Below are 13,645 nucleotides of genomic sequence, written 5' to 3'. Positions count from 1 at the left end.
ATTGAACGAACATAACGATAGTCTCGACCAGTTGAAACGTGCCGCACTCCTGCGACTGCTCAAGCAACGTGGTGCGACACGGGTCATCGAAAGTGCTCCTGACGACCTGCCCCGCGTCGACCGTGACGCTCCGCTGGCGTTATCGTTCGCCCAGCAGCGGCTGTGGTTTCTCGACCAGTTGGACCCGACCGCCAGCGCCGCCTATCACATGCCCGCCGCGCTGGTGCTGCGTGGCGCGCTCGACCTGGCCGCGCTCAAGGCGGCCCTCAATCGTCTGGTGGCGCGGCATGAAAGCCTGCGTACCACCTTCCGCCGTGAAGGCGAACACCCGGTGCAGATCATCGCCCCGGCCGATTGCGGCTTCAGCCTGGTGGAGCATGACCTGCGCCATCTATCCCGGGACGAAGCCGAGGCCCAGGTAGCGCGCCTGAGTGAAGAGGCAGCCAAGCAACCGTTCGATCTGCTGCAGGGGCCGCTGATTCGCGGCAGCCTGCTACGCCTGGCCGACGACGAGCATCGGCTGCTGATCACCCAGCACCACATCATCTCCGACGGTTGGTCCATCGGCATCCTGGTCAAGGAGTTCGCCACGTTGTACCAGGCGTTCAGCGCCGGGCAGCCCGACCCGCTGCCGCCGCTGCCCCGGCAATACGCCGACTATGCAGCCTGGCAGCGCCAACACCTGGAAGGCGCGCGCCTGGACCGGCAAGTGGAATTCTGGCGTGCTCACCTGGGTGGCGCCCCGGCCCTGCTCTCGTTGCCGACCGACCGCCCACGCCCAGCGGTGCAGAGTTACCGCGGCGAAACCCTGGGCTTCGATCTGCCCGCGTCGTTGTCCGCCGCCATCGCCCAGTTCGCCCAGTCCCGCGCCGCCACACCGTTCATGACCTTGATGGCCGCCTGGGCGGTCCTGCTGGCGCGCATCAGCGGCCAACAGGACCTGGTGATCGGCACCGTCGCCGCCAACCGCGACCGCCAGGATGTGCAGTCGCTGATCGGCTTCTTCGTTAACACCCTGGCCCTGCGCGTACGCCTGGAAGCCAACCCGACCCTTGATCAGGTGTTGCAACAGGTCAAGCACCTGATGCTGGAATCCTCGCCCCACCAGGACACGCCCTTCGAGCTGGTGGTCGAAGCCCTCAAGCCACCACGCAGCGCCAGCCACAGCCCGGTGTTCCAGACCATGCTCTACACCAATGCCGGGGGCGCTGGCGGCCAGTTGCAGTTGCCGGGGCTGAACCTGGAGTTTTTACCGTCGCCCAAGGACAACACCCAGCACGACCTGTCCCTGCACATCGACGAAGGTGGTCCAAGCCTGTCCTGCAGCCTGTCGTACTCCACCGCGTTGTTCGACGCCTCCACCATCGAGCGACTGGCGGGGCGCTTCGAGCGTCTGCTGCGCTGCTTCACCCAAGCCCCAGACACCCGGATTGCGGCCCTGGAACTGGACCCGACCCTGGCCTTGCCCGAGGTCAAGGCCCTTGTGCCTGCGCCGCAGCGGCTGCCGCTGTCCTTTCACCAGGAGCGGATGTGGTTCGTCGACACCTTCGAAACCGGCTACCTGTACAACGCCAACCCGGTCTACCACAACATTGCGTTGCTGCTGGAACTGAGCGGCGAGATCAATCAGCCGGCCCTGCAAACCGCCCTCGACGGGCTGCTGGCCCGCCACGCCATTCTGCGCTGCCGGGTGCTGAGCGACGGTAGCAGCGCCTGGCAGCAATTCGACGGGCCAGCGACCCTGGCGCTCGAATTGATCCAGGGCAACCCTCACGACCTGACGGCCCTGGCCCTGGCCGAAACCCGCCGCCCCTTGACCATGGACGGCGGCAGCCTGGTGCGCGCCAGCCTGGTACGGGCGGATGAGCGCAGCGCCATCCTGGCCATCGCCGTGCACCACTTGCTGGCCGACCGCAGCTCCATGCAGTTGCTCAAGCGCGATCTGCTGGCGCTTTATGAAGCCGCCTGCGCCGACCGTGACGCCGAGCTACCGGCCTTGTCGTTGGGCTATGGCGACTTCGCCGCCTGGCAACGCAACCTGCCGGCCACGGTGCTGGAAAACCTGCGGGCCTACTGGGCCTATCAACTGCGCGGCAAGCTGCAAGCCCTGGAGCTGCCGCTGAATCGACCGCGGGCGGCGGTACATGTGTTTGCCGAAGCCAGCCACAGCTTTACCCTCGAACCGGCGCTGGTACGACGCCTTGAGGCCCTGGCCCGGGAAGTCGGCGTGAGCTGCGACAGCCTGGCCCTGAGTGCTTTCACAGCACTGCTGCGCCGCTACGCCGGGCACGATGAGCTGGTGGTCGGCACCACGGCCGCCTGTCGTGAGCCGGCCTTGCGCGATGTTGTCGGGCCGCTGGACAACCTGCTGGTCATGCGTGGCCAGTGTGACAGCGACACCACCCTGCAACAGCTGTGGGAACACACCGCGAGCAACCTGACCCAGGGCCTGCGGCACCGGCACATGCAGTTCGACCAACTGGTGCTGGCCCTCAATCCGGCCAAGGACATGAGCCGCACCGCACTGTTCGATGTGCTGTTCAATTTCCAACGCACCACCGACGCCAGCTCGCTGGTCGCTGGCCTGGCGATCAATACCCTGGAAACCAACCTCGGTTACGGCAAGAACGACCTGCACCTGCTGATCAAGGCCAGTGAGCAACACTGGGCCGGGCACCTGGTGTACAACGCAGAATTCTTCGACGTCGAATTCATCCAACAGCTGATGCGCCACTACGTGCGTTTGCTGGAGGCCTTCGTCGAAGATTTGCAGCAGCGGGTCGACGACATCCCGTTACTGGATGCCGCCGAACGCCAGCGGCAGATTCTCGATTTCAACGACAGCGAAGCCGCCTGGCCCGATACCCTGACCCTGCATCAAATCTTCGAGGAGCAGGCCCGCCAACACCCGGAACGCATTGCCGTCAATCTCGGCCCGGAGCGCCTGAGCTATCGACAGCTCAACGAACAGGCCAACCGCCTCGCCCACCGTTTGCGCTCGGCTGGCGTGCAGCCGCAAGAACTGGTGGCCATTGCCCTGGATCGCTCGGTGCAGATGATCGTCGCCACCCTGGCGGTGCTCAAGGCCGGCGGCGCCTACGTGCCGATCGACCCAAGCTCGCCCCAGGAGCGCATCGCCTATGTGTTACGTGACAGCGGCGTACGCAAGGCCATCGCTCGCCAAGACATGAGCCCGGCGTTGCAGGATCTTGGCATCGAAGTCTTTGATGCCGCCCCGGCCAGTGGCGGCAGCACCGACAACCTGCCGAACCTCACCGCAGCGAACCACCTCTGCTATGTGATCTACACCTCGGGTTCCACTGGTGAACCCAAGGGGGCGTTGCTCGAACATCGCAACGTTGTGCGATTGCTGCACAACAATCGCCTGGATTTCCGGTTCAACGCCGACGATGTCTGGTCGTTGTTCCACTCCAACGCCTTCGATTTCTCGGTCTGGGAAATCTTCGGCGCCCTGCTCTATGGCGCGCGCCTGAGCCTGGTACCCGAAGCCCTGCGTCGCGATCCGCAGGAACTGTTGGCTTTCCTTGAACGCGAACAGGTGACGGTGCTGAACCAGACGCCCTCGGCGTTCCATCAACTCAGCGCCGCGGCCCTGGCGGCACCGGACGTGCGCCTGGAACACTTGCGTTATGTGATTTTCGGCGGGGAAAGCCTGGAACTGGGCAGGCTCGACGCCTTCCATCGGGCCTTCGGGCATGTGGCGCTGGTGAACATGTACGGCATTACCGAAACCTGCGTGCACGTGACCTACAAGGCCATTGGCGCAGCGGACATCGCCGCTGGCGTCTCCAACGTCGGGCGGCCGATCCCGACCACCGTGGCCTATGTACTCGATGCCCATCAACGGCTGTTGCCAGTGGGCGTGGCCGGTGAGATCTGCGTCGGTGGGCTGGGGGTCGGTCGCGGTTACCTGAACCGTCCGGCCCTGAGCGCCGAACGCTTCATTGCCGACCCGTTCCGTCCCGGCGAACGGTTGTATCGCTCCGGGGACCTGGGCAAGTTGCTGGACAACGGCGAGATCGTTCACCTGGGGCGGATGGACGCCCAGGTGAAGATCCGTGGTTTCCGGATCGAACTGGGGGAGATCGAAGCCAAGCTGCTGGCCTGCGCCGGCGTGCGTGAAGCCCGGGTACTGGCTCGTGAAGACGTGAGCCAGGGCAAGCGCCTGATCGCCTACCTGATCCCCCAGGCGGGAACCGCGCTGCAAGTGGCCGCATTGCGCAAACAATTGGGCGCTACCCTGCCCGACTACATGATCCCCAGTGCCTTTGTCAGCCTGCACGCCTACCCACTCACGGCCAACGGCAAGCTGGACCAGGATGCGCTGCCGGCGCCGGACCTGGATGCCATGTCCGAACGTGGCTATGTCGCCCCCGAAGGCGCCACCGAAACCGCCCTGGCGCAGATATTCCAAGAGCTGCTCGGCCTGGAACGGGTCGGTCGTAGCGACAGTTTCTTTGAATTGGGTGGGCATTCCCTGCTCGCCGCGCAACTGGTCTCCCGAGTGCGGCAACAGCTGGGCGGCGACCTGATGCTGCGCGAGTTGTTCAGCCATCCGACCGTGGAAGAACTGGCGCGGGTAGTGGGCGACCTGCAAATCGCACACACCGAGACCATCGGCCTGGTAGACCGGGACAAGCCCCTGGCGCTGTCCTTTGCCCAGCAACGCCTGTGGTTCCTCGACCAGCTCGATGCCGATGCGGGCAGCGCGTATCACATGCCCGCGGCGCTGCTGCTGCGCGGCAATCTCGACCGTGCCGCGCTCAAGACAGCCTTGGACCGCTTGGTGGCGCGGCATGAAAGCCTGCGCACCACCTTCGTACGCCGTGGCGAGCAACCGGTACAGGTCATTGCCCCGGCGTACTGTGGCTTTGCCCTCAGCGAACAGGACCTGCGCTCGCTGCCGTATGAGCAGGCCAGCCTCAGCGCGGCTCGCATCGGCAATAGCGAAGCCCTGGCGCCGTTCGACCTGGGCCAGGGACCGCTGATTCGCGGTCGCCTGCTACGGTTGGCCGACGACGAGCACATCCTGCTGATCACCCAGCACCACATCATCTCCGACGGTTGGTCGGTGGGTGTATTGGTCAAGGAGTTCGCGGCCCTCTACCGGGCCTTCAGCCAGGGGCAGGCCGACCCGTTGCCGGCGCTGCCGATCCAATACGCCGACTACGCGGCCTGGCAACATCAGGCCCTGAACGGCGAGCGCCTGAGCCGCCAGGCCGACTTCTGGCGCGAGCACCTGGGCGGTGCGCCGGCGTTGCTGTCCTTGCCCACTGATCGTCCGCGCCCGGCGACGCAGAGCTATCGGGGTGGCGACGTCCCGGTCGAGATCGCCGCGGCGTTGCGCGAACGCTTGGAACGTTTCTGCCAACAACACAACGTCACCCTGTTCATGACCTTGCTCAGCGCCTGGTCGGTGCTTATGGCACGCCTGGGTAACGAGCGCGACGTGGTCATTGGCGTGCCGACCGCTAACCGCAGTCGCACCGAAACGGAAAACCTGATCGGTTTCTTCGTCAACACCCTGGCCCTGCGAGTGAACCTGACAGAAAACCCGAGCGTGGTGCAGTTGCTGGAGCAGATCAAGCAGACAACGCTGGCGGCCCACGAACACCAGGACATTCCCTTCGAGCAGGTCATCGAAGCCTTGCAGCCACCGCGTTCGCTGAGCCACAACCCGCTGTGCCAGGTTGCCCTGTCGCTGGATAACACACCGGGGGGCGGCGAGCTGAGCCTGCCCGGCCTGACCTTGACCCCCGTGGCCCAAGCCCATGAAACCTCGCAGTTCGACCTGATGCTGACGCTGGGCAATGACGGCGGCAGCCTGGCCGGGGTGATCGAATACGCCAGTGACCTGTTCGACCGTTCTACCGTGGAGCGCTTTGCCCAGCACTTTCAAACGCTGCTGCAAGCACTGGTCGAGGATGTCGAACAGCCGGTACTCGCCCTGCCGTTGCTCAGCCCGGCACAGCGCCAGGCCTCGCCGGCGACGCTGGCGCCCAAAGCCGTGTTCCCTGTGCAACTGCTGATTCATCAACGCTTCGAACAGGTCGCCGCCGCACAACCCCACGCCACCGCCCTGGTCCTGGGCGAATGCGAACTGAGCTACCAGGCCCTCAATCGCCGCGCTAACCGCATCGCCCGTGAACTGCTCGCCCAAGGCGTGCGCCCCGATGACCGGGTGGCGATCCTGGCCCGGCGCGGAGTGGAGATGGTCTGCGCGGTGCTGGCTGTGCTCAAGGCCGGTGCAGCGTATGTACCGCTGGATCCGGCCTACCCCAGCGAACGCCTCGGCTACCTGCTGGCCGACAGTACTCCGGTGGCCTTGCTGGCCCAGCCGGACTGCCTCGACGGGCTGCCCGAGCATGCCGTGCCGGTGGTGAGCCTCAAGGATTACGTCGCGGCAGACGACCTGGCGGACGTGTCCCTGGACTACAATCTTGAGGCCAAGGCACTGGGCCTGACGCCACGGCACCTGGCCTACGTCATTTACACCTCGGGGTCCACCGGGCTGCCCAAGGGCGTGCTGGTGGAGCACGGCCATGTGGCTCGGCTGTTCGACGCCACCGCCGGGTTGTTCGACTTCGACCAAAACGACGTATGGACGTTGTTCCACTCTTTTGCCTTTGACTTCTCGGTCTGGGAAATCTGGGGCGCGCTGAGTTACGGCGGCAAGTTGGTGATCGTTCCGAGCGATGTCGCCCGATCGCCCGATGACTTCTATGCGCTGGTCTGCCAACAGCACGTCACGGTCCTGAACCAGACGCCGAGCGCCTTCCGCCAGTTCATCGAGGCCCGAGAGCGCAGCGACCAGGAACATGCCCTGCGCGAAGTGATCTTCGGCGGCGAGGCCCTGGACTTCCGCAGCCTGCGCCCTTGGACCGCACGCACCGCGCTGTCGCGCACGCGCCTGGTGAACATGTACGGGATCACCGAAATCACCGTGCACGCGACGTATTACCCGATCAGCCAGGTAGAAATCGACACTGGCGCGCCGAGCCTGATCGGTCCGCCATTGCCGGACCTGTGCCTGCGCATTCTCGACGAGTACCAGCAACCGGTGCCGGTGGGGGTCAATGGGGAAATCTACATTGGCGGCGCTGGCGTGGCCCGGCATTACCTCAACCGCGCCGAACTCAATGCCGAACGATTCATCCGCGACCCGTACGCCGTGGAACCCGGGGCGCGGTTGTACCGCACTGGCGACATCGCCCGCTACCGCGTCGACGGCGGTGTGGTCTACGTGGGCCGTAACGATTCGCAGATCAAGATTCGTGGCTTTCGCATCGAACTGGGGGAAATCGAAGCCCAGTTGCTGGCCCTGGCCGATGTGCGCGAAGCCTTGGTGATCGTGCGCGAGGACCAGCCCGGCGACAAACGCCTGGTGGCGTACCTGATCGCCCATGACGATGTCGTACTTGAGTCTTCGGTCTTGCGCAACCAACTGGCCAGCGTGCTGGCCGAACATATGCTGCCCGGGGCCTTCGTGACCCTGCAAGCCTGGCCGCTGACCACCAACGGCAAGCTGGACCGCAACGCGTTGCCGGCGCCGGATTTGTCTGCCGCCGCGAGCAAGCATTACGAAGCCCCCTTGGGCGAAATCGAACTCACGCTGGCCAGCGCCTGGCAGGAGCTGCTTGGGGTTGAACGTGTGGGTCGCCAGGACCACTTCTTCGAACTGGGCGGCCACTCATTCCTGGTGATCAGCCTGATCGAGCGCCTGCGTCAGGCCGACCTGCAACTGGATGTGCGCACGGTATTTTCCGCGCCAACGCTCAAGGCCATGGCGGCGGTCCTGGCCGGTGGCAACAACGTCCAGCGGTTCGTGCCGGCCAACCTGATCCCGGCCGACTGCATGGCCATCGAACCGCAGATGCTGCCGCTGGTGAGCCTCAGCCAGGGGGAAATCGAGCAGATCGTCGCCGATGTCCCCGGCGGGGCCAGTAACGTACAGGACATCTATCCCCTGTCGTCATTGCAGGAAGGCATTCTGTTCCACCATTTGTTGCAGGCCGAAGGCGATGCGTACCTGATGCGCACCGTGGTGACGTTCAACCGTCGCCAGTTGCTCGATGACTTCCTGGCCGCCGTGCAGGTGGTGATCGACCGCCACGACATCCTGCGCACCGCCCTGCGCTGGCACGGGTTGCCGCAGCCAGTGCAGGTGGTCCATCGCCAGGCGCAACTGCCGGTCGTGACCCTGGACTGCTTGCCCGGCGAAAATGCCTTGCAAACCCTGCGCGACCACACCGACACCCACCATCTGCGACTGGACCTGCAACGGGCGCCGCTGATCGCCGCGTACATCATCTACGACGCGCCGAATGAGCAGTGGCTGCTGGCGTTGCTCGACCACCACCTGGTCAGCGATAACGTGACGCTGCGTCTGATCATGCTGGAGATCCAGGCCGTCCTGGCCGGGCAGGCCGACAGCCTGCCGCCGTCCCAGCCTTACCGTAACTTCATTGCCCAGGCCGCCAACGTATCCCAGGCCGACCACGAAGCTTACTTCCGTCGCCTGCTGGCCGATGTCGACTCCACTACCGCGCCTTACGGGGTGCTGGATGTGCGCGGCAATGGCGCTGGGATCAAGCGTGCGGTCGAACACTTGAGCGAGGCGCTCAGTGCCCGGGTGCATCGCATGGCACGCCAGCAAGGGGTGCCAACCTCTGTGCTGTTCCATGCCGCCTGGGGTCTGGTGGTGGCGGCGACCAGCGGACGCGACGACGGGATTTTCGGCACGGTGTTGTCGGGGCGCTCCCAAGGCACCGCCGGCGCCGACCATGCCCTGGGGATGTTCATCAACACCCTGCCAATGCGCATTCGCTTGCAGCAAAACACCGTCAGCGACATCGTCCGCGACGCCTACCAGCAGCTCAGTGAATTGTTGACCCACGAACAGGCGTCCCTGGCCCTGGCCCAGCGTTGCAGTGCCGTGGATGCGTCGCTACCACTGTTCACGGTGATCCTCAACTGCCGCCATGGCGACTTGGTCAATACCTCCGGGGAAAACGTCGAAGACATGGGCGATCACGAAGGCATGCACTTCATCGCCTCCGAAACCCGTACCAACTACCCTATCGAAATCGCCGTGGCGAATGTCGGCAACGGGTTCTCCCTGACCGCCCAATCCATCACTGGCATCGACCCGCAACGCATCGCCGCCTACCTCGGCCAAGCCGTGGCCGCCCTGGTGGAAGCCCTTGAACAGGCCCCCGAACGCCTCGCCAGCGATCTGAAAGTGCTGCCTGAAACCGAGCGGCAATTGCTGCTGGGCGACTTCAACCACACCGCCAGCGATTTCGGGCCTGCACAGCCGATCCACACCCTGTTCGAAACCCAGGTCCAGGCCAATCCCGAGGCCGTGGCCCTGGTTTGCGAGAACCAGCAACTGAGCTACCGCCAGCTCAACCGCCGCGCCAACCACCTGGCCCGGCAATTACTCGAACTCGGTATCCAACCCGATCAACGCGTGGCGATCTGCGCCGAGCGCAGCCTGGACATGATCGTCGGCCTGCTGGGTGTGCTCAAGGCCGGCGCCGCCTACGTGCCGATCGACCCGGCCCACCCCGCCGAGCGCATGGCGTTCATGCTGCAGGACAGCCAGCCACGGGCCTTGTTGAGCCAATCGGCCCTCAGCCTGCCGTCCGGCGAGCTGCCGCTGTTGTTGCTCGACACGGTTGATTCGTTGCAGGCTGCGGATGACGCGGCTTTTGACGCCAATCCGCAAGTCCCCGGCCTGACAGCCGAGCACCTGGCCTACGTGATCTACACCTCCGGTTCCACCGGCCAGTCCAAGGGCGTGATGGTCGAGCACCGTTCGGTGTTCAACTTCTGGCAGGTGCTGACCCGCACCACCCACCGGTATTGCCCAACACCGGCCACCGTGGCGCTGAATGCCGGGTTCTTCTTCGACATGTCGATCAAGGGCATCTCGCAGCTGTTCTCCGGCCACCGCCTGGTGATCATCCCGCAACTGATCCGCGCCAGCGGCCACGAGCTGCTGGACTTCCTCGAACAGCACCAGGTGCACGCCTTCGACTCCACGCCGTCGCAGCTCGACACCCTGCTCGCCGCCGGCCTGCTGGAACGCCAGAGCTATCAGCCGGTGAGCGTGCTGCTCGGTGGCGAGGCGATCAACGCCGCGACCTGGGAGAAACTGCGCAACTGCCCGAGCATTCGTTTCTACAACATGTACGGCCCGACCGAATGCACGGTGGACGCCACCATCGACCTGATCCGCGACCTCGGCGAGCGGCCGAGCATTGGCCGGCCGATTGCCAACGTCCAGGTGCACGTGCTCGACGCCCGGGGCGAACCGACGCCGCTGGGCGTGGCCGGTGAACTGCACATTGGCGGCGCTGGCGTGGCGCGCGGTTACCTGAACCGCCCGGAGCTGAGCGCCGAACGGTTCATCGCCGATCCGTTCAGCACTGAACCAAACGCACGCCTGTACAAGACCGGTGACCTTGGCCGCTGGTTGGCCGACGGCACGCTGGAGTACCTGGGGCGTAATGACTTCCAGGTGAAGATCCGTGGCTTCCGCATCGAATTGGGTGAAATTGAGAACGCCCTGGTGGCCTACCCGGGTATCCGCGAGGCCGTGGTCATCGCCCGGGAAGACAGCCAAGGCGATTCGGACAACAAGCGTCTGGTCGCCTATGTCTGCGGCGAACCCGTCCCGGCCGAACACCTGCGCAGCGCGTTGTTGAGCGGCCTGCCGGAGTACATGGTGCCCAGCGCCTTCGTGCACCTGGACGCCCTGCCCCTCACTGCCAACGGCAAGCTCGACCGCCGCGCCCTGCCAGCACCTGGTCAGGAATCGTTGGCGAGCAAAACCTACGAGGCGCCCCAGGGCGATACCGAAATCGCCATTGCCGATATCTGGAAAGGTTTGCTGCACCTGGATCAGGTCGGTCGTCATGACGGTTTCCTCGAACTCGGCGGCCATTCGCTGCTCGCCGTGCAGTTGCTCTCGCGGCTGCGGCGCAAGCTGGGCGCACGAATCACCCTGCGCGAACTGTTCGACGCGCCAACCGTGCGTGGCCTCGCCGCCCTGGTACACGGCGCGTCGCCCACCCAGTCGGCATCGATTCCATTGGCCAACCGCTCGGGGCGACTGCCGTTATCCTTCGCCCAGCAACGGCTGTGGTTCCTCGACCACCTGGATCACGCGGCGGGTGCTGCTTATCACCTGCCCCTGGCCTTGCGCTTGCAGGGGGCGCTGGACAAAGCGGCGCTGCAGGCCACCCTCGACCGCCTGGTGGCGCGTCACGAAACCTTGCGTACCCGGTTTGAACTGGTGGACGGCGAGCCGGTGCAAAAAATCGCTCCGGCCGATCACGGTTTCCAGTTGGACCAGCAGGACCTGCGCACGCTAGCACTCGATGAACGCAAGGCCAGGCTGGAGCACCTCGGCCAGATCAACGCCACGCCGTTGTTCGACCTGAGCCATGGACCACTGATGCGCGGTCACCTGGTGCAACTGGCGGACGAGGAACATGTGCTGTTCATCACCCTGCACCACATCGTTTCCGATGGGTGGTCCAACAGTGTGCTGGCCCGGGAGGTCAGCGCGCTCTACAGCGCGTTTACCCAGGGCCAGAAAGATCCGTTGCCGCCCCTGGCGTTGCAATACGTGGACTATGCCGCCTGGCAGCGACAGTCCCTTGAAGGCCCGGCACTGCAAGCGCAGGTCGACTTCTGGCGGCAACACCTGGAAGGTGCACCGGCCTTGTTGAACCTGCCGTTGGATCGTCCGCGCCCGGCAATACAAAGTTATGCCGGCGGTATCCTCGAATGCAACTTTTCGCCGGCCCTGAGTGCTGATCTGCGGGCTTTCAGCCAGGCCCAGGGCACCACGCTGTTCATGGTGCTGCTGGCCGGCTGGTCGGTGTTGATGAGCCATCTGAGCGGTCAGGATGATGTGGTGGTCGGCACCCCGGTGGCCAATCGTCAACGTCCGGAGCTGGAGGCGCTGATTGGTTTCTTTGCCAATACACTGGCCTTGAGAGTGAGCACAGAGCGCGATATCCGTGTCGAAGAACTGCTGGCGCGGATCAGGAACCTGACCCTGAGCGCCTACAATCATCAGGACCTGCCTTTCGAGCAGGTGGTGAGCGCATTGCAACCGACCCGCAGCATGAGCCACAGCCCGTTGTTCCAGGTCATGTTGAGCCTGGACAACACGCCACCGGCACCGCTGCAGTTGCCTGGGCTTGAGGTGAAAACCCTGGAAAGCCCCCATAACACCACGCAGTTCGACCTCTCGCTGTCCCTCATCGACAACGGCGAGCGCATCGGCGGCAGCCTGCAATACGCCAATGACCTGTTCGACAGGCCGACGGTACAGAACATTGCCGAGCTCTTCGCCAAGCTCCTGGAAAACCTGGTGGCCGATGGGCAGCAATCCATCGGCAAGCTGCTGGAGAGCACACCGCCGCTGGTGCGCTCGGTCAATGCCATCGCCCAGCCGCGCTTTGGCGATGACAGCCCTGCCCCGGCCTTGCCTTACGAGGCGCCCAAGGGCGACACCGAGATCGCCATCGCGGCCCTCTGGCAAGAATTGCTCAAACTGGAACGGGTCAGCCGCCATGATGATTTCTTCAGCCTCGGCGGGATTTCGTTGATGGCGGTGCAGATGGCCTCGCGTCTGCGCAAGGTCCTCGGTAAGCCGATTGCCGTGCGCGACCTGTTTGTCGAGCCGACCATTGCCGGCTTCGCCCGGACCCTCGACGGCCAGGCCCGCCCGGGCGGCCACAGCAATCTGGTGCCGATCCGGCGCACCGGTTCCCAGCGACCGCTGTATCTGGTCCATCCGCTGGGCGGTGAAGTGCAATATGCACGGGACCTGGCGCCGGTGCTCGATCCCCAGGTCCCCGTCTACGGCTTGGCGGCCAGCGGCCTGGTGGCGGGTGAGGCGCCGTTGGCCGATGTGCCGACCATCGCGGCGCGTTACCTGACGGCCATCAGACAAACCCAGCCGCAAGGTCCGTATCGGATCGCCGGTTGGTCGGCCGGTGGCCTGATCGCCTATGAAATGGCGCGTCAGCTGCAGGCCGGTGGCGAGGTCGTGGAATTCCTTGGCATCATCGATGCGTCGGCACGTCCTGATCCGGTACCGACGCAATCGATCAGCGAAGCACAGTTCCTGATGGCCTGGCTGCCTGAGCAGATCGACCCCGGGCTGATGCGGCAACTGACGGCACTGGCGGAACACTCGGACATCGACGCGATGCTGGCGCTGTGCATCACCCATCGCCTGCTGCCGGAGGAACTGCCCCACGATATCGATGCTGCTCTGCTGCGTACTCACCTGGAAGTCGCCTATCGGATGCGGCAGGCCATCGGCGCCTACGTCAGCCCATCCAGCCCGCTCAAGGTCTCGCTGTTCACCGCAAGCGAACAGCGACGCAGCGACCCGACCCTGGGCTGGCGTGCGCTGCTGGCGGATCAGGTCAGCGTGACGCCACTGCCCGGCACCCATAACACGCTGGTCAAGGCGCCCCATGTGGCCAAGCTGGGCGAGGCGATTTCACAGGCGTTGAAAACCGCCGCGGAGTCATAAAGGAACCCAGGGTGTCCGGTGAGCAATGCGCCGGACGCCCCGGGATTGGACACAACC

The 13,645-nt window shown here is 64.8% G+C and carries 1 protein-coding gene; it reads left to right on the top strand.

The genetic code is table 11. The features are described 5' to 3' along the window. Position 1 precedes the first annotated feature (1 nt). Positions 2-13,588, top strand: coding sequence for a non-ribosomal peptide synthetase (locus J9870_RS13175; protein WP_210644669.1), 13,587 nt, complete (start codon positions 2-4; stop codon positions 13,586-13,588). The last annotated feature ends 57 nt before the right edge of the window (positions 13,589-13,645 follow it).

The sequence above is a fragment of the Pseudomonas sp. Tri1 genome (assembly GCF_017968885.1).
Taxonomy (GTDB): domain Bacteria; phylum Pseudomonadota; class Gammaproteobacteria; order Pseudomonadales; family Pseudomonadaceae; genus Aquipseudomonas.
The sequence above is the reverse complement of the archived record's forward strand: the minus strand, read 5'-3'. Positions and strand labels throughout refer to the sequence as shown.